The organism is Pseudomonas sp. PSB11 (assembly GCF_014596605.1).
Classification (GTDB): Bacteria; Pseudomonadota; Gammaproteobacteria; order Pseudomonadales; family Pseudomonadaceae; genus Aquipseudomonas; species Aquipseudomonas umsongensis.
In genome coordinates this window covers 210,866-228,626 of the sequence record NZ_NOIO01000001.1, presented here as the reverse complement: position 1 = coordinate 228,626, position 17,761 = coordinate 210,866, and the positions used below count along the sequence as shown (strand labels likewise).

The 17,761-nt window shown below is 59.7% G+C and carries 14 protein-coding genes; 7 read left to right on the top strand and 7 right to left on the bottom strand.

The features are described from left to right. Window positions 1–14 precede the first annotated feature (14 nt). Window positions 15–1,313, bottom strand: a complete 1,299-nt coding sequence (locus CGA21_RS01065; RefSeq protein WP_188263367.1) for an MFS transporter — start codon at window positions 1,311–1,313, stop codon at window positions 15–17. 362 nt (window positions 1,314–1,675) lie between these two features. Here CGA21_RS01065 and CGA21_RS01060 point away from each other — a divergent pair, with 362 nt between their 5' ends. Continuing rightward, on the top strand, window positions 1,676–2,080 hold the full coding sequence (locus CGA21_RS01060; protein WP_007896491.1) for an acyl-CoA thioesterase: 405 nt from the start codon (window positions 1,676–1,678) through the stop codon (window positions 2,078–2,080). 73 nt (window positions 2,081–2,153) lie between these two features. Next, window positions 2,154–3,053, top strand: coding sequence for a D-hexose-6-phosphate mutarotase (locus CGA21_RS01055; protein WP_188263366.1), 900 nt, complete (start codon window positions 2,154–2,156; stop codon window positions 3,051–3,053). Between the two features lie 133 nt (window positions 3,054–3,186). Here the strand turns inward: CGA21_RS01055 and CGA21_RS01050 are convergent, their stop codons facing one another. The 4 genes from CGA21_RS01050 to purE all read right to left on the bottom strand — a co-directional run bounded on the left by CGA21_RS01050 (window position 3,187) and on the right by purE (window position 5,750). Beyond that, on the bottom strand, window positions 3,187–3,723 hold the full coding sequence (locus tag CGA21_RS01050; protein WP_188263365.1) for a DUF3299 domain-containing protein: 537 nt from the start codon (window positions 3,721–3,723) through the stop codon (window positions 3,187–3,189). Between the two features lie 83 nt (window positions 3,724–3,806). Beyond that, window positions 3,807–4,052 (bottom strand): GlsB/YeaQ/YmgE family stress response membrane protein, encoded by a 246-nt coding sequence (locus tag CGA21_RS01045; RefSeq protein ID WP_020797938.1) that lies wholly within the window; start codon window positions 4,050–4,052, stop codon window positions 3,807–3,809. A gap of 112 nt (window positions 4,053–4,164) precedes the next feature. Further along, complete coding sequence (locus tag CGA21_RS01040; RefSeq protein ID WP_188263364.1) at window positions 4,165–5,247, bottom strand: 5-(carboxyamino)imidazole ribonucleotide synthase; 1,083 nt, start codon at window positions 5,245–5,247, stop codon at window positions 4,165–4,167. Between the two features lie 11 nt (window positions 5,248–5,258). Then, entirely contained in the window at window positions 5,259–5,750 is a 492-nt protein-coding gene (purE, locus tag CGA21_RS01035) for a 5-(carboxyamino)imidazole ribonucleotide mutase (protein WP_007971731.1), read from the bottom strand. Between the two features lie 333 nt (window positions 5,751–6,083). Here purE and CGA21_RS01030 point away from each other — a divergent pair, with 333 nt between their 5' ends. Beyond that, window positions 6,084–6,680 carry a reprolysin-like metallopeptidase gene (locus tag CGA21_RS01030; RefSeq protein ID WP_110748261.1) on the top strand — a complete coding sequence of 199 codons (597 nt, stop codon included), beginning with the start codon at window positions 6,084–6,086 and terminating at the stop codon, window positions 6,678–6,680. A 42-nt stretch (window positions 6,681–6,722) separates the two neighbouring features. On the opposite strand, the gene CGA21_RS01025 is transcribed toward CGA21_RS01030, so the two are convergent. Continuing rightward, on the bottom strand, window positions 6,723–7,634 hold the full coding sequence (locus tag CGA21_RS01025) for a LysR substrate-binding domain-containing protein (protein ID WP_110748264.1): 912 nt from the start codon (window positions 7,632–7,634) through the stop codon (window positions 6,723–6,725). A gap of 180 nt (window positions 7,635–7,814) precedes the next feature. Between CGA21_RS01025 and aspA the strand changes: the two genes are divergently transcribed. The 3 genes from aspA (at window position 7,815) to CGA21_RS01010 (ending at window position 12,230) form a co-directional block, all read left to right on the top strand. Continuing rightward, window positions 7,815–9,239: an aspartate ammonia-lyase gene (gene aspA, locus CGA21_RS01020; protein ID WP_020797941.1), complete on the top strand. Its 1,425-nt coding sequence runs from the start codon at window positions 7,815–7,817 to the stop codon at window positions 9,237–9,239. A 399-nt stretch (window positions 9,240–9,638) separates the two neighbouring features. Further along, on the top strand, window positions 9,639–11,087 hold the full coding sequence (locus CGA21_RS01015; RefSeq protein ID WP_110748271.1) for an alanine/glycine:cation symporter family protein: 1,449 nt from the start codon (window positions 9,639–9,641) through the stop codon (window positions 11,085–11,087). Between the two features lie 138 nt (window positions 11,088–11,225). Continuing rightward, window positions 11,226–12,230 carry an asparaginase gene (locus tag CGA21_RS01010; RefSeq protein ID WP_188263363.1) on the top strand — a complete coding sequence of 335 codons (1,005 nt, stop codon included), beginning with the start codon at window positions 11,226–11,228 and terminating at the stop codon, window positions 12,228–12,230. 87 nt (window positions 12,231–12,317) lie between these two features. Here CGA21_RS01010 and CGA21_RS01005 read toward each other — a convergent pair whose 3' ends face one another. Further along, window positions 12,318–15,182 (bottom strand): EAL domain-containing protein, encoded by a 2,865-nt coding sequence (locus CGA21_RS01005; protein ID WP_110748277.1) that lies wholly within the window; start codon window positions 15,180–15,182, stop codon window positions 12,318–12,320. A gap of 257 nt (window positions 15,183–15,439) precedes the next feature. Between CGA21_RS01005 and uvrD the strand changes: the two genes are divergently transcribed. Next, complete coding sequence (uvrD, locus tag CGA21_RS01000) at window positions 15,440–17,623, top strand: DNA helicase II (RefSeq protein WP_188263362.1); 2,184 nt, start codon at window positions 15,440–15,442, stop codon at window positions 17,621–17,623. Window positions 17,624–17,761 lie beyond the last annotated feature (138 nt).

The following is a 17,761-nucleotide window of genomic DNA, read 5'->3' as shown; positions in this document are numbered from 1 at the left end:
ACACAAAGGGTCGGTCAGCGCCCTTTCTTCCAGAGATACGCCCCCACCAAAATCCCGACCCCGCACAGCACCGCCACGTAATACGCCGGTCCCATCGGGCTTTCCTTGAGCAGCAGGCTGACGACCATCGGCGTCAAACCACCGAAAATCGCGTAGGCCACGTTGTACGAGAACGACAGGCCGCTGAAACGCACCACTGGCGGGAACGCCTTGACCATCACGTACGGTACCGCGCCGATGGTGCCCACCAGCAGACCGGTCAGGGCATACAGCGGGAACAACCAGTCGGGGTGGTCGGCCAGGCTGTGATAGAACGTCCAGGAACTGGCCAGCAACGCCGTGCATCCGACAACGAACACGCGCCCCGCACCAAAGCGATCCGCTAACGCACCGGCAATGATGCAGCCAATGCTCAGGAACACGATTGCCACACTGTTGGACTGCAACGCGGTGGTTGGCGCGAAGTGGTAGACCGTCTGCAACAAGGTCGGGGTCATCAGGATCAACACCACGATCGCGGCGGACAACAGCCAGGTCAGCAGCATCGAAATGGCAATTGCACCGCGATGGTCACGTAGCACCGCGCGCAACGGCACCTCCTCGGCCAGAGCCTTGCGCTGCTGCAGCTCGGCGAACACCGGAGTTTCGTGCAGCCAACGGCGCAGGTACACCGAGAACAGACCGAACACGCCACCGAGCAGGAACGGGATCCGCCAGGCGTAATCCGCCACTTCAACTGGCGTGTAAATGCTGTTGATCGCCGTGGCGACCAGGGAACCCAGCAGGATACCCGCCGTCAGGCCGCTGGTCAGGGTGCCGCAGGCATAGCCGACATGCCGCTGCGGTACGTGTTCAGAAACGAAGACCCAGGCACCCGGTACTTCGCCGCCAATCGCCGCGCCCTGGATCACCCGCATCAGCAACAACAGGATCGGCGCCCACATGCCGATCTGCGCATAGGTCGGCAACAGGCCCATGATCAGGGTAGGCACCGCCATCATGAAAATGCTCAGGGTGAACATCTTCTTGCGCCCCAACAGGTCGCCAAAGTGCGCCATCACGATGCCGCCCAGTGGCCGCGCCAGGTAGCCCGCGGCGAAGATGCCAAAAGTCTGCATCAAGCGCAGCCACTCGGGCATGTCCGCCGGGAAGAACAGCTTGCCCACCACCGTGGCGAAGAACACGAAGATGATGAAATCGTAGAACTCCAGCGCGCCGCCCAGGGCCGACAGCGATAGCGTCTTGTAATCGTTGCGGGTCAGCGGTCGTGCGGATGGGGAAGGCTGCGCGATACTCGAGGGCGCTGTGGTCATGGCAAGGGCTTCTCTTATAGTCAGGTCTGCCGCCCCAACAACGCTGGCAAGGGCTCGGGCAGGACCGGCACGATAACAAATTGTTCGAAAAAGCACATAGAGGCGCGTATTTGATGGGCAAAATGAGAACCGGACGGTCGTATCGGAGTCTATCGACCGATATACTCGCAATTGTGTAATAGCTTGTAAGGGGTTGCTGTGCGAAAACGCCTGTCAGGTTCATAGGCGATTTCGCAGAGTTTCCCTTTAGGCGCCTTACGAAAAACGTGACGAACGCAGTGTGTTCGGGGATGAATCGTTTTTCCAGGACGGCTATTTATCCGCTACACAACGAAGAGTCACGGGTCAGAGGCACCCCCCGAATGATAGAGCTCGAACAAGAAGATCCGATCCCGCAAGGCGACCTGGCCCTGCAAATTACCGCGCTTCCTCGCGAAACCAACGGCTTTGGCGATATTTTCGGCGGCTGGCTGGTGGCGCAGATGGACTTGGCCGGTACTGCGATGGCCAGCAAGGTGGCTGGCGGTCGCGTGGCCACTGTCGCGATCGACCGCATGGCATTCCTGGTTCCGGTCGCAGTGGGCGCCCAGCTCTCCTTCTATACCCAGGCACTGGAAATCGGCCGCAGCTCGATCCAGATGATGGTCGAGGTCTGGAGCGACGATCCACTGTCCAGCGAATGGCGCAAAGTTACCGAAGCGGTGTTTGTGTTCGTCGCCATCGATGGCAGCGGCCGTACTCGTTCGGTTCCGCCCCGGGCCCGTTAAAAACGGGCTGCGTTAAACCCGATAAGCGTTTTGCGGTCCATTGCAGTCATTGTTACTGATCGAGAGCTGTCCCATGAGCACGCCCAACGTTGAAGCCGTCAAACTGGATGAACTGAACTGCTGGCGCATCCGCCACGGCCAGGCCGAATTGCTGGTGGCCCAGCAAGGCGCACACATCCTCAGCTATCAAGTGGCTGGCCAGCCACCTCTGATCTGGCTCAACGACGAGGCCGTGTTCAAGGCGGGCAAAAGCATCCGCGCCGGTGTGCCCGTGTGCTGGCCGTGGTTCGGCAACCTGGCGCGCAACCCGCAGAGTGTCCAGGCAATGCGCGTCAGCAGCGAACCCGCCGCCGCTCACGGCCTGGTACGGGCAATCGACTGGGAATTGGGCGGCATCGAGGCCGAGGGCGCAAGCCTGAAGATCGAGTTCCTCTTGCCTTGCCCCGAAGGCGGATTGCCTGGCTGGCCGCACAAGGTCGACCTGAAGTTGAGCATTCGTCTGGACGAGCAGCTGCATATCAGCCTGACCAGTCACAACCAAGGCACCGACACCGTCACGATCAGCCAGGCGCTGCACAGCTATTTCGCGGTCAGCGATGTGCGTAATGTGCATGTCGAAGGGCTGGACGGGCTGAGCTATATCGAGACGCTGGACGACTGGAAAACCGTGACCCAGTCCGGTGACTTGCACTTTACCGGCGAAACCGATCGCATTTACCTCGATACGCCGCCCCAGCTCAGCATTGTCGACCCGTCCTGGGAACGGCGTATCGAGCTCACCAGTACCGGTTCACGTTCGGCTGTAATCTGGAACCCATGGACCGAACGCGCCGCGGCTTTCAGCGACATGGCCGACGATGGCTGGCAACGCATGCTGTGCATTGAAACGGCGAATGTGATGGGTGATGTGGTGACGTTGGCGTCGGGTGCAAGCCATACGCTGGGCGTTAGCATCAGCAGCAAACCCATATAACACCACAAAACCAATGCGGGAGCGGGCTTGCTCGCGAAGAGGTCATAACGTTCAACATCATCGTTGACTGTTACATCGCCTTCGCGAGCAAGCCCGCTCCCACATTTGGTTTGTGCCAGGCCTGAAGCACTCGTTACAAATCCGATTCCTGCACCACCCTCACCTTCGCCGCGTCCAGCGCATACGCCGCATCCGCCAGGTCATTGCTGACCTTCTCGATCTTCAGCGTGCCGGTCACCCATAGCGGCGTATAGATATCCTCCAGCTTCAAGCCCTTGGGATAGCGCACCAGCACCAGCTGATTGGGCGGTGGTGGCGGCACGTGGATGCACGCGCCCGGGTATGGCACCAGGAAAAACAAGGTGCTGCGACCCTTGGCGTCGGACTCCAGCGGTACCGGATAGCCACCGATACGGATGTCCTTGTCGTTCATGGACGCTACGGTCTTGGTCGAATACATCACCGCGGGCAAGCCCTTGCTCTGCTTCATGCCACCTTTTTCAGTGAAGGTACCATCGGCCTCCGGAGAGTCGTGGTCGATTTCAGGCATGGCCTCGAGGGCTTTCTGGTCCGACTTGGGCATCAGTTCGAGCCAGTCGGTTTCCGGCAGCTCGCCGGCATGGGCAAGGCCCGCACTCAGTAAAACAAGAGTCAGCAGAAGACGTCGCATGAAAATGCTCGGTAGGGTTAAGGAGATCGCCGGGCATTCTAGTCCTCCCGGGCTGCGCAGCCGAGAGGACTTTGTCGCTTGAATCAGTTCTTTTTGATCAAGCCGTAGATCACCAGCAAGATGACGGCGCCCACCAGTGCGCCGATGAAGCCTGCGCCTTCACCCGCTTGATAGAGGCCCAGGGCCTGACCGCCGTAGGTGGCTGCCAGCGAACCGCCAATACCGAGCAGGATGGTCATGATCCAACCCATGCTGTCATCGCCCGGTTTGAGGAAGCGTGCCAGCAGGCCGACGATCAAGCCGATAAAGATGGTTCCGATGATTCCCATGGCATTTCCCTCTGATTAAATGGCAGTGTCCAAAGCCTAGTCAGACTTTGGCATCCTGCCATGAGAGAACGGCGGTCCCTTAATGGTTCCGCCGCTGCCACATGAACTGTTTTTACTCGGCGATGAGCGCTTCGACCTTGAGGATCTGTGCGGCCAGCGTTTCGCGATCTGCACAGCGCAAGTTGGCGTGACCGACCTTGCGGCCTACCTTGAATGCCTTGCCGTAGTGATGCAGGTGGCAATCGGCGATGGCCAGGACTTTGTCGGTCTCCGGCACTTTACCGATGAAGTTCAGCATTGCGCTTTCGCCGACCTTGGCGGTCGAACCCAGCGGCAGGCCGGCGACCGCCCGCAGGTGGTTTTCGAACTGGCTGCACTCGGCACCTTCGGTGGTCCAGTGCCCGGAATTGTGTACGCGTGGGGCAATTTCGTTGGCTTTAAGGCCCCCGTCGACTTCAAAGAATTCGAACGCCATCACGCCAACATAATTCAGCTGCTTGAGCACACGGCTGGAGTAATCTTCGGCCAAGGCTTGCAACGGGTGATCGGTGCTGGCCACTGACAGCTTGAGGATGCCACTGTCGTGGGTGTTATGTACCAGCGGATAGAACCTGGTTTCGCCATCGCGGGCGCGCACGGCGATCAACGAGACTTCGCCGGTGAAGGGTACGAAACCTTCCAGCAGGCAAGCCACGCTGCCCAACTCGGCGAAAGTGCCAACCACATCTTCAGGTGTGCGCAGGACTTTCTGGCCCTTGCCGTCGTAACCCAGGGTGCGGGTTTTCAACACGGCTGGCAGCCCGATGGAAGCCACGGCGGCGTCCAGATCGGCTTGCGACTGAATATCGGCGAACGCCGGGGTTGGGATGCCCAGGTCCTTGAACATGCTCTTTTCGAACCAGCGATCACGAGCGATGCGCAGGGCTTCGGCACTCGGGTAAACCGGCACGAACTGCGACAGGAACGCCACGGTTTCCGCCGGGACGCTCTCGAACTCAAAGGTCACCAGATCGACTTCATCGGCCAGCTGACGCAGGTGATCCTGATCGCCGTAATCGGCGCGCAGGTGCTCGCCCAACGCGGCGGAACACGCGTCCGGCGCCGGGTCGAGGAAAGCGAAGTTCATACCCAGCGGAGTTCCCGCCAGCGCCAACATGCGACCCAATTGGCCGCCACCGATTACACCGATCTTCATCGTCAACAACCTCAGGCGATGCGTGGGTCTGGATTTTCCAGGACGCTGTCTGTCTGTTCAGCACGGAAGGTTTTCAGCACCGCGTGGAACTGCGGGTGCTTGGCGCCCAGGATACTCGCCGAAAGCAGGGCGGCGTTGATCGCACCGGCCTTGCCGATGGCCAGGGTGGCGACCGGAATGCCTGCTGGCATCTGCACGATGGAGAGCAGCGAATCGACGCCCGAGAGCATCGCCGATTGCACCGGCACGCCCAATACCGGCAGGTGGGTCTTGGCCGCACACATGCCAGGCAAATGGGCCGCGCCACCGGCACCGGCGATGATCACCTCGATGCCACGCGCCTCGGCTTCTTCAGCGTACTGGAACAGCAGGTCCGGGGTGCGGTGGGCAGAGACCACTTTCACCTCGTAAGGGATGCCGAGCTTTTCCAGCATATCGGCGGTGTGGCTAAGGGTGGACCAATCGGACTTGGAGCCCATGATCACGCCAACCAATGCACTCATCGTCGTGCCTCTTCTCTCTGGGCGCCCGCAGGCGCATCAAAAAACAACAAGCCACGCAGAATGCGTGGCTTGATTGTACGAATTATGGCCAGGCGAACCGGCCGAAGGCCGCGCAGTATACCTCAATGAAGCCAATATACAGCCCCTGGTTCGACCATCTGTCATTGCTTTTGTCGGCTGACTTATTTGACCTTCAGGTCAGACCTTGAGACCGATGCCAGCAGCAGTTTTGAAAATGAAAGAAATATAAGGCAACTCGCAAACAGGTCTCCCTGAAGTTAGTCTGAATCTTCAAGTTGAGAATGACCAAATGTCTTCTAAAAGGATTTAGAAATGAACAATGTTTCCGAGCAAAAAAAACAGAAAAAAATCACTATCTATGCAGCCATCCACGAAGACGTGCCGAAAGATGTAAAGGACTCAATATATGCTGATCACTTTCTTCCGTTAGTAAAAGAGCTCGAAAGCTTTACTGACCACAAGGTGAGTGTGGTTTTTGGTGCTGGCGCTCCTTACAGCAACTTTGACTATAAGGGAGAGGACACTATGGCAACCCTGCGCAAGTGGGAACTCCTTGGTTCAAAGTACCTTGACGCCTACCGCGCCGAGGGTTTCGACACGAACGATATAAGACTCGTTGTATTGGTAACCCGTGATCGGCTCACTCGCAATATAGAAGGCGCAGCACTTGTATGGCCACCGTACAGCGCCGGAAGATTCGCTATTGCATCAGTAAATGGCTACCAGGTAATCGGCCATGAAATAGGTCACCTGCTCGGTGCCAGGCATGAAGACTCCGAAATCAACTACAACGGCTGGTGGAGTGAAAGCTACATGACCCCACAGCGCCTGGAGCTGCGCAGCAACAGTTATACCTTTAGCGAAGCCAATCGAAAAAACATCAACAATTACCTGGCCACCAAGAGCTGATATTCAATTTGGTCTACGCGCTACTTGATCGCTACCTTGGCGTTACTGATTGCCACTTGCCGCCCCGCCTTCAAGTTTGCGCCACAACAATCGCACATTAGCCTTACGCACCAGCGCACAGCGATACAGACGAATCTCCAACGGCACATGCCATTGCGGGCCGCCGCACACCACCAATTCTCCGCGCGCCAGCTCGGCGCGCACACTCAGCTGTGGCACCCAGGCAATCCCCAGCCCTTCCAGGGCCATGCTCTTGAGGCTATCGGCCATGGCGGTCTCATACACGGTGGTAAATCGCAGCGCGCGCTGGCGCAGCAAACCATTGACCGAGCGCCCGAGAAACGCACCCGCGCTGTACGCCAGCAACGGCACGCTGGCCTCGCCCTCAAGATCGAAAAGCGGCTTGCCCTGCTCATCCGCCGCACACACCGGGAGCATTTCGGTGTGCCCAAGGTGCAAGGAAGGAAAAATCTCAGGGTCCATCTGCATGGCCGCGTCCGGGTCATAGAACGCCAGCATCAAGTCACAACCGCCCTCGCGCAAGGCATGCACGGCGTCGCCAACGTTGGTGGCGACCAACCGCGTGGCGATGTTCAAGCCTTCATTGCGCAGTTGCGCGATCCAGCGCGGGAAAAACCCAAGAGCCAGTGAGTGTGCCGCCGCGACTTGCATCACTTCGCCCTGCCCGCCTTCCAGATGATGCAGATGTCGCAGCACCTCACCGAGCTGCTCGACCACGGTGCGCGCGGTCACCAGGAACAACTGGCCTGCCGCCGTCAGCTCGACCGGCGTGCGAGAGCGGTTGACCAGGGTCAATCCCAGCGCGGCTTCGAGGCTGCGGATTCGGCGGCTGAAAGCCGGTTGAGTCACAAAGCGGCGTTCCGCTGCCTGGGAGAAGCTGCGGGTGGCGGCCAGGGCACTGAAGTCCTCCAGCCATTTACTTTCCAGATTCATCACATCCTCCCGGACACGCACCAAATTAGGTCACACGCTCGCCGTCAACATGGCGTCACATGGGCATTATGCCGAATGTGCATAGGCCAGTGTTTAACAGCATTGGCCCAAAATTCTCCACAAGCCTAGCATTTGCAGTGTTCCGGCACAGCCCGGGTCCATATTGAGATGATTTCTATCATGTCCTCCGCTGCATCATTCCGCACAGAAAAAGACCTGCTTGGCGTACTCGAAGTACCGGCTCAAGCGTATTACGGCATCCAGACCCTGCGAGCGGTGAACAACTTCCGTCTCTCCGGCGTTCCGATCTCGCATTACCCGAAGCTGGTAGTCGGCCTGGCCATGGTCAAGCAAGCCGCCGCTGACGCCAACCGCGAGCTGGGTCACTTGAGTGAAGCCAAGCACGCGGCCATCAGCGAAGCCTGTGCACGACTGATCCGCGGCGATTTCCACGAAGAATTCGTGGTGGACATGATTCAAGGCGGCGCTGGCACTTCGACCAACATGAATGCCAACGAAGTCATCGCCAACATCGCGCTGGAGGCCATGGGCCACCAGAAGGGCGAATACCAGTACCTGCACCCGAACAACGACGTGAACATGGCACAGTCGACCAACGACGCCTACCCGACCGCGATCCGCCTGGGTCTGCTGCTGGGTCATGACGCGCTGCTGGCCAGCCTCGACAGCCTGATCCAGTCGTTCGCCGCCAAAGGTGAAGAATTCAGCCACGTCCTGAAGATGGGCCGTACCCAGCTGCAAGACGCTGTGCCGATGACCCTCGGTCAGGAATTCCGTGCGTTCGCCACTACCTTGGGCGAAGACCTGGCACGCCTGAAGACCTTGGCACCCGAGCTGCTGACCGAAGTGAACCTGGGCGGTACCGCAATCGGCACCGGCATCAACGCCGACCCGCGCTACCAGCACCTGGCCGTTCAGCGCCTGGCCACCATCAGCGGTCACCCGCTGGTACCGGCAGCCGACCTGATCGAAGCCACCTCCGACATGGGCGCCTTCGTGCTGTTCTCCGGCATGCTCAAGCGCACCGCGGTCAAGCTGTCGAAGATCTGCAACGACCTGCGCCTGCTGTCCAGCGGCCCACGCACCGGCATCAACGAAATCAACCTGCCGGCACGTCAGCCAGGCAGCTCGATCATGCCAGGCAAGGTCAACCCGGTAATCCCGGAAGCCGTGAATCAGGTAGCGTTCCAGATCATCGGCAACGACTTGGCCCTGACCATCGCAGCCGAAGGCGGCCAGCTGCAACTGAACGTGATGGAGCCGCTGATCGCCTTCAAGATCTTCGACTCGATCCGCCTGTTGCAACGCGCCATGGACATGCTGCGCGAGCACTGCATCACCGGCATCACCGCCAACGAAGAACGTTGCCGTGAACTGGTCGAGCACTCGATCGGCCTGGTGACCGCGCTGAACCCGTACATCGGCTATGAAAACGCCACCCGTATCGCCCGTATCGCCCTCGAAAGCGGCCGCGGCGTGCTGGAACTGGTGCGCGAAGAAGGTCTGCTCGACGACGCCATGCTCGCCGACATCCTGCGCCCGGAAAACATGATTGCCCCGCGTCTGGTGCCTCTGAAGGCTTAACCAACGCTGTAGCACCGCTCACCAGGTCGAGGGACTAGACACCTCTCACCTTTTGAGGGCTTGGAGATTTCTCTCCAAGCCCTTTTTTTTAACTTTTTGCAGTACCGCGTCATCTGTTGGGGCAAGCCTTGCTCCTACAAAAGCAACACCCTCGTTTCGCTACATGCACCACAACCGTGCAGACGGACGGCACTGTCATCGGTATAGTGCCGCCCCTCTTCGCGTGAGCGGTCGTCGGTAGCGAGGCCACAACCCATGCGAAACCCGAACTAACAACAAACCCGCGATATGAATCCGGGACGAACTTCGCCTGATCCGTTATGCCGTGCGCGAACGGATGTAACACGATGTTTCTTCCTGGCCAGCATCTGCCTACACAAAAAACAGCGAGGAATAACCATGCTCGAAGTCATTAACGACTTCCTCTCAGGGAAAGTACTGATCGTGCTCATTGTCGGGCTCGGTAGCTACTTCACGATCCGCTCGCGTTTCGTTCAATTGCGTCACTTCTTCCACATGTTCGCGGTGTTCCGGGACAGCCTCAAAAGCAGCGCTGGGCAACTCAGCTCGTTCCAGGCCCTGATGCTCAGCCTTGCCGGCCGTGTCGGCGCAGGCAACATCGCCGGTGTCGGTATTGCCGTGACACTGGGCGGCCCCGGTGCCGTGTTCTGGATGTGGGTGACCGCACTGGTCGGCATGTCCAGCAGCTTCTTTGAATGCTCCCTCGGCCAACTCTACAAACGCACTGATTCCGACGGCACCTTCCGTGGCGGTCCGTCCTATTACATCCAGCACGGCCTGCAGAAGCGCTGGTTGGGAATGATCATGGCGTTCCTGCTGCTGATCACCTTCGGCTTCGCCTTCAACGGCCTGCAATCCCATGCCGTGACCCATTCGCTGAACAACGCTTTCGGCCTCGACACCACCTGGACCGGTCTTGGCCTTGCCGTTCTGCTGGGCCTGGTGTTCATCGGCGGGATCAAGCGCATCGCCAAGGTCGCCGACCTGCTGGTGCCAGTGAAAACCCTGGTGTACATCGGCGTGACCATCTACGTGATCGTGCTGCAGTTCGATCAGGTACCGGGCATGCTGATGACCATCGTGAAAAGCGCCTTCGGCCTCGACCAGGCATTTGGCGGACTGATCGGCAGCGCGATCATCATGGGCGTTAAACGTGGCGTATTCGCCAACGAAGCGGGCTTGGGCAGCGCGCCGAACGTGGCCGCGGTGGCCTCGGTCGAGCACCCCGTCGCCCAAGGCGTGGTTCAAGCGTTCAGTGTGTTCCTCGACACCTTCGTGATCTGCACCTGCACGGCCCTGCTGATCCTGCTCTCGGGTTTCTACACCCCGGGCTTCGAAGGCGATGGTATCGCCCTGACCCAGAACTCCCTGGCTGCCGTGGTCGGTGACTGGGGCCGGATGTTCATTTCCGTGGCGCTGGCGTTGTTCGTGTTCACCTCGATCCTCTACAACTACTATCTGGGCGAGAGCAACCTGCGCTTTTTGATCGGTGAAAACCGCAAGGCACTGATGGGCTACCGTGCGCTGGTTCTGGTGCTGATCTTCTGGGGCGCCATCGAAAACCTCGGGACCGTATTCGCCTTTGCCGACATCACCATGACGATGCTGGCGTTCGTCAACCTGATTGCGCTGTTCCTGCTGTTCAAGGTCGGCATGCGCATCCTGCGTGACTACGATGACCAGCGTGCCGCCGGCATCAAGACCCCGGTGTTCGATTCGAGCAAGTTCCCCGACCTGGATCTGGATCGCCAGGCCTGGCCAGCCAATCCGCCAGTCCCTGCCCAAGCTCTGAGCGAGCCGCAAGGCGTGACCGCAGCACAACGCTGATCGGTTAAAGTGCGAAACCCCATGTGGGAGCGGGCTTGCTCGCGAAAGCGGTGTATCAGACAGCACTAATGGCGCCTGACACTCCCTCTTCGCGAACAAGCCCGCTCCCACAGGAAATCATCGTTCTCGGAGCCCCCCATGAATTCCTCGACCTACCCTGCCGCCCAGCACGTCATGGTGCTCTACACGGGCGGCACCATCGGCATGCAAGCCAGTGCCCACGGCCTGGCGCCGGCGTCCGGTTTCGAAGCGCGGATGCGTGAGTACCTGCACAGCCAGCCTGATCTCGTGGTACCGCAATGGCGCTTTCGCGAAATGTCGCCGCTGATCGACAGCGCCAACATGACCCCGGCGTATTGGCAGCAATTGCGTGAAGCAGTGGTCGATGCCGTGGACGTGCAAGGTTGCGACAGCGTGTTGATCCTGCACGGCACCGACACCCTCGCCTACAGCGCCGCCGCCATGAGCTTTCAATTGCTCGGCCTGCACGCGCGCGTTTGCTTTACCGGCTCGATGTTGCCGGCCGGCGTGACCGACAGCGATGCCTGGGAAAACCTCGGCGGCGCGCTGGTTGCTTTGGGCCAGGGCCTGGCTCCGGGTGTGCACTTGTACTTCCACGGTGAATTGCTGGACCCAACCCATTGCGCGAAAGTGCGCAGTTTCGGGCGTCATCCGTTCAAGCGACTGGAACGTCAGGGTGGTGGTGCGAAAGCGTCTTCGATTCCGGCGCAACTGCATTACAACCAGGCCCGGCAACAGGTGAACGTTGCAGTGTTACCGCTGTTTCCCGGCATCGGCGCCGAAATACTCGATGGCCTGATCGCCAGCGGTATTCAGGGCCTGGTGCTGGAATGCTACGGCAGCGGTACCGGGCCGAGCGACAATCCGGGGTTCCTCGCCAGCCTGGAACGGGCGCGGGACGTGGGCGTCGTGGTGGTGGCAGTCACGCAGTGCCACGAAGGTGGCGTAGAGCTGGACGTGTATGAGGCGGGCAGTCGTTTGCGGGTGGCCGGTGTGCTTTCAGGTGGCGGCATGACCCGTGAAGCGGCGTTCGGCAAGCTGCATGGTTTGCTGGGGGCAGGACTTGAACCCGCTGAGGTCCGGCGGCTAGTTGAACTGGACTTGTGTGGGGAGCTGGCCTGATACATCAAAGCTTACCCATCAGCCGGTTTCACACGCTTTAAAACTTTCCGCCAGATACATCAGGTGTCTGGCGGAAAACCTCGTCGATCAACTTACACCTTGTACTTGCAGCAACCCCGCCAGGGCCTCGGCCTCAACCGGCCGGCTGATCAGATAGCCCTGCACTTCATCGCAGCGCTCAGCTTTCAAAAATTCAAGCTGCTCCACCCGTTCCACGCCTTCTGCCACCACTTTCAATTTCAAGCCGTGCGCCATCGCAATGATTGCCCGGGTGATCGCCGCGTCTGCCGTACCCTCTCCCAGGCCCCGGATAAATGCCTGATCGATCTTCACGTAATCCACCGGGATACGCTTGAGGTAGCTCAGCGACGAATACCCGGTGCCGAAATCGTCGATCGCCAGCGTCACGCCCAAATCACGCAGTTGCTGGAACGTCGCGATAATGTGCTCGACGCTGTCGAGTAACTGGCTCTCGGTCAGTTCCAGCTCCAGGTAATGCGGCGCCAGTCCGGTTTCTTCCAGGACCTGACGCACCAGGCTAACCAGTTTGCCCTGACGCAATTGGTGCACCGACAGATTGACCGACACCCGAATTCCTTCAAGCCCCAGGCGCTGCCACTCGCAGGCTTGCCAGCAGGCCTGGCGCAAGACGAACTCGCCGATTGGGCCGATCAAACCGGTCTCCTCTGCCAAGCCAATGAAATCCCCCGGCGGCACACGTCCCATGGTCGGGTGGTCCCAACGCACCAAGGCCTCGGCAGCATTGAGCTTGCCCGTGGCGAGGCACAGCTTCGGTTGGTAAAACACCTTCAGTTGCTTCTCTTCGACCGCTTTGCGCAAATGATTTTCCAACTGCAGGCGCTCAAGGGTGCTGGCTTGCAAGCTATCGGTGTAGAACTGGAAATTGTTGCCCCCCAAATGCTTGGCGTGCTGCATAGCCATGTTCGACTGACTGACCAATGCGGATATTTCCCGGGCGTTGTCCGGCAACAGGCTGATACCCATGGATGCGCTGACCACCAGCTCATGACCGTCGACGGTCACCGGCACGCGCAATTTGGCCGACAAGCGAGTCGCCACTCGCGCCAGACTGGAGAGGTTGCCGTAGGCATTGAACAGGACAGCGAATTCATCGCCGGACAAGCGTGCGATGGTGTCTGCCTCGGGCAATGCGTTGACCAGGCGCCGGGCCATTTTCTGCAATAGCTGATCGGCCACCTCATGACCCAGGCTGTCGTTGAGCTGCTTGAAGCGATCCAGATTGATGTGCAACAAAGCCAGGCTGCGATAACCGCCCTGGCGCACCCGCTGATGCGCCTCACTTAGTCGTTCGCGGAACATCGAGCGATTGGCCAACCCCGTGAGTTCGTCGTAATGGGTCAGGTAGCGCATGCGTTCTTCGGACTCTCGCCGTGCCGAGAGATCCGCGAAGAAGCCCACGATATGACTGACATTTCCCCGAGTATCGCGTACGGCGGTCAATTGCAGCCATTGCGGATACATCTCGCCATTCTTGCGGGTTTCCACCAGCTCACCCTGCCAATTGCCGTGCTGCTCCAAGGTTAAATGGATAGCACCGTAATGCCGGCGCGCATCGCGACTGCAGGGCAACTCGACCACGTTACGTCCGAGAATCTCCTCGATTTCATAGCCGGTGACCCGGCTGAAGGCCTGGTTGACCGCGATCACGGCATAATTCGGATCGAAAATCACAATGCCTTCGCTGGCGGCCTCGAACACGGTCGCCGCCAGTTGCAGTTGCTCTTCCTGGACCTTGCTGACACTGATATCGCGCCGCGTGCCCACCATGCGAATCACCCGACCGTTGTCGGCGCGTTCCACCGCCCGTCCGCGGTCCTCGATCCACACCCAATGGCCATCGCCATGCCGCACCCGGTATTCGATCTGGTAATCCTCGGTGCGCCCCTTCAAATGCTCGACCAACGCCCTCTTCAGTGCAGGAAGGTCATCGGGATGCAGGCGCGGTTTGAGGTGGCGCAATAATGCCGTCACCTGGTCCGGCTCCAGGCCGAACAATTCCTGGATCTGCGTGTGATGAACTTCGTCGGTTTGCAGGTTCCAGTCCCACAACCCCAGTGCGCTAGCCTTCAGTGCCAGTGCCAGGCGCGCCTCACTCTTGCTCAGCGCCTGGTTGGCCGCGTCCAGCTCCAGACTGCGCTGGGCGACACGGTTTTCCAGGTCAACCTGGATTTCGCGTAATTCGTCTTCGGCACGCCGACGCTGATCGATTTCCCTGGCCAGCTTCTGATTGAGCTGGTCGCTGCAGTTCTGCGCCTGCTGCAGGTTCTCGATCAGCGCCTGATTCTGGAAGCGTCGCAACAGGCCGCGATCGATCAGCCGGTTCACTTGCCAGGCGACCACACTCAGCGCACCCAGCAAAATCAAGCCGAACCAGCCCCAACCGTGTTCGTCCCCACCCCAGAACATATAGGCAATGGCCGGCAACAGGCAGGGTAAGGTGAAGGACAGGAACGCCGGCAAACTCACCGCATAGGCCACACTGGCAGACAGCGCCGCAGCGCCGATCAGGCCAAAGACCCAGGCTTGTTGAATGAAGTTATCGGCGGGCACCAGAGCAATACCGGCGCCAGCCAGGGTCAGGCCCGTGAGGCCCGAGCCCAGTAAAAACATGCGCCGCCAGATCGGATGAGCCTGGCGGTTGGGAATCGCCGAATCGAAGGCCGCCACCTGGATCACCCGCAATGCCACCAGCGACAGTAACCACACCAGCCAGACACTGACCAGGAAGTAGCGCTGCGGACTCCAGAGCAATCCGGCGCAGACCAGGCCATTGATCAACATGAACAGCGTGGGCAGCAAGGAACCCTGATACAACAGACGCGTGCGTTCGACCGCCATTTCCATGGCGTATTGTTTACGAATAACCCGGGGCTCCACAGTAGGGCCCGACAGGTCGAAGCTGAGGTTCATAGGCAGTGTTCTTGTTCTTATAATGATGAGCATGTGCCCGAAACGTCGACGGAGCATACACAAGCCAATGCCCGGACCAAACTGCTCCCTGTCAAAAAACAGACCAAAGTATCAGCCGCCAGGAGTGGCAAAATGCCGTCAAACAGGCACGGCAAACGATTGCAGCCGATGACTGACCGGTCGTCCCTTGCGTAACTTTCATCGGCTAAAACGAAGCGGGGTTTGCCCGGGGTGACGCGGCCCCCTAGAATGGCCCGATGCGCGATGATCTCTCCCTTCTGCTGAATTCTCTCAACGATGCCCAACGCCAGGCCGTAGCTGCCCCCGTGGGTCGTCAGTTGGTCCTGGCCGGTGCTGGTTCCGGTAAAACCCGAGTGCTGGTGCACCGTATCGCCTGGTTGATCCAGGTCGAAAACGCCTCGCCCCACTCCATCCTGTCGGTGACCTTCACCAACAAGGCTGCTGCCGAGATGCGCCATCGCATCGAGCAACTGATGGGTATCAACCCGGCCGGCATGTGGGTCGGCACCTTCCACGGCCTGGCGCACCGCTTGCTGCGGGCGCACTGGCAGGAAGCCGGCCTGAGCCAGACCTTCCAGATTCTCGACAGCGACGACCAGCAACGCCTGGTCAAGCGGGTGATCCGCGAGCTCGGCCTGGACGAACAGCGCTGGCCAGCCCGTCAGGCCCAGTGGTTCATCAACGGGCAGAAAGACGAAGGCCTGCGCCCGCAACACATTCAAGCCAGCGGCGACCTGTTCCTGGCGACCATGCGCAGCATTTATGAGGCTTACGAGGCCGCGTGCCTGCGCGCCGGTGTTATCGACTTCTCCGAATTGCTGCTGCGCGCCCTCGACCTGTGGCGCGATCACCCTGGCTTGCTGGCGCACTATCAGAAGCGCTTCCGGCACATTCTGGTGGACGAGTTCCAGGACACCAACGCCGTGCAGTACGCCTGGTTGCGCCTGCTGGCCAAAGGTGGCGACAGCCTGATGGTGGTCGGCGACGACGACCAGTCGATCTATGGCTGGCGTGGCGCGAAAATCGAGAACATCTACCAGTACTCCGAAGACTTCCCGGACGCCGAAACCATTCGCCTGGAGCAGAATTATCGCTCCACCGCCGGCATCCTCAAGGCCGCCAACGCCTTGATCGCCAACAATACCGGGCGTTTGGGCAAAGAGTTGTGGACCGACGGCGGCGACGGCGAAGCGATCAACCTGTACGCCGCGTTCAACGAACACGACGAAGCTCGCTACGTTGTCGAAACCATCGAAAGTGCGCTGAAAACCGGCTTGGCTCGCAGCGATATCGCGATTCTGTACCGTTCCAACGCCCAATCGCGCGTGTTGGAAGAAGCCTTGCTGCGCGAGCGCATTCCTTACCGCATCTACGGCGGCCAGCGCTTCTTCGAACGTGCTGAAATCAAGAACGCCATGGCTTACCTGCGCTTGCTCGAAGGCCGTGGCAACGATGCCGCACTGGAACGGGTGATCAACGTGCCAGCCCGGGGCATTGGCGAGAAAACCGTCGAAGCGATCCGCGATCACGCCCGCCACAGCGATGTGTCGATGTGGGAAGCGATGCGTCAGCTGGTGGCCAATAAAGGCGTTACCGGTCGCGCAGCCGGCGCGCTGGGCGCGTTTGTCGAGTTGATCGAGAACCTCGCCGCCAAGTGCATGGAAATGCCGTTGCACCTGATGACCCAGACCGTTATCGAACAGTCGGGGCTGATCGCCTATCACGAAGCGGAAAAAGGCGAGAAGGGCCAGGCCAGGGTAGAAAACCTTGAGGAACTGGTCAGCGCGGCGCGCAACTTCGAAAACAGCGAAGAGGACGAGGACCTGACGCCACTGGCGGCCTTCCTCGGTCACGCCTCGCTGGAAGCCGGCGATACCCAGGCCGACGAACACGAAGACAGCATTCAATTGATGACCCTGCACAGCGCCAAGGGCCTGGAATTTCCCTATGTGTTCCTGGTGGGCATGGAAGAAGGCCTGTTCCCGCACAAGATGAGCCTGGAAGAGCCCGGCCGTCTCGAGGAAGAACGTCGCCTGGCCTATGTCGGCATCACTCGGGCCATGCAGAACCTGGTGATGACCTATGCCGAAACCCGACGCCTCTACGGCAGCGAAACCTACAACAAGGTTTCGCGGTTCGTACGCGAAGTGCCCAAGGGCCTGATTCAGGAAGTACGGCTTTCCAACAGCGTCAGCCGGCCGTACGGCGGCAATCAGTCGATGAGCGGCAGCAACCTGTTCAGCGGCAGCGAGATTCCGCAGACCGGCTTCAGCCTGGGCCAGACTGTACGCCACTCAATCTTCGGTGATGGCGTGATTCTCAACTTCGAAGGCGCCGGAGCGGCGGCTCGGGTGCAGGTTAACTTCAGCGAAGGCAGCAAGTGGCTGATGCTGGGGTATGCCAAGCTGGAAGCGATCTAAAGACCGCCAGCGGACCAATGTGGGAGCGGCGGTGCGACGATTCGACTTGCTCGCGAAAGCGTCAGGTCAGTCGACATTGATAGTGACTGATCCACCGCATTCGCGAGCAAGCCCGCTCCCACAGGGTTATGCATCGAC

Coding starts and splice junctions, on each gene's coding strand:
- CGA21_RS01065 (WP_188263367.1), bottom strand. CDS start 1,313: ATGACCACAGCGCCCTCGAGTATCGCGCAGCCTTCCCCATCCGCACGA.
- CGA21_RS01060 (WP_007896491.1), top strand. CDS start 1,676: ATGATAGAGCTCGAACAAGAAGATCCGATCCCGCAAGGCGACCTGGCC.
- CGA21_RS01055 (WP_188263366.1), top strand. CDS start 2,154: ATGAGCACGCCCAACGTTGAAGCCGTCAAACTGGATGAACTGAACTGC.
- CGA21_RS01050 (WP_188263365.1), bottom strand. CDS start 3,723: ATGCGACGTCTTCTGCTGACTCTTGTTTTACTGAGTGCGGGCCTTGCC.
- CGA21_RS01045 (WP_020797938.1), bottom strand. CDS start 4,052: ATGGGAATCATCGGAACCATCTTTATCGGCTTGATCGTCGGCCTGCTG.
- CGA21_RS01040 (WP_188263364.1), bottom strand. CDS start 5,247: ATGAAGATCGGTGTAATCGGTGGCGGCCAATTGGGTCGCATGTTGGCG.
- purE (WP_007971731.1), bottom strand. CDS start 5,750: ATGAGTGCATTGGTTGGCGTGATCATGGGCTCCAAGTCCGATTGGTCC.
- CGA21_RS01030 (WP_110748261.1), top strand. CDS start 6,084: ATGAACAATGTTTCCGAGCAAAAAAAACAGAAAAAAATCACTATCTAT.
- CGA21_RS01025 (WP_110748264.1), bottom strand. CDS start 7,634: ATGAATCTGGAAAGTAAATGGCTGGAGGACTTCAGTGCCCTGGCCGCC.
- aspA (WP_020797941.1), top strand. CDS start 7,815: ATGTCCTCCGCTGCATCATTCCGCACAGAAAAAGACCTGCTTGGCGTA.
- CGA21_RS01015 (WP_110748271.1), top strand. CDS start 9,639: ATGCTCGAAGTCATTAACGACTTCCTCTCAGGGAAAGTACTGATCGTG.
- CGA21_RS01010 (WP_188263363.1), top strand. CDS start 11,226: ATGAATTCCTCGACCTACCCTGCCGCCCAGCACGTCATGGTGCTCTAC.
- CGA21_RS01005 (WP_110748277.1), bottom strand. CDS start 15,182: ATGAACCTCAGCTTCGACCTGTCGGGCCCTACTGTGGAGCCCCGGGTT.
- uvrD (WP_188263362.1), top strand. CDS start 15,440: ATGCGCGATGATCTCTCCCTTCTGCTGAATTCTCTCAACGATGCCCAA.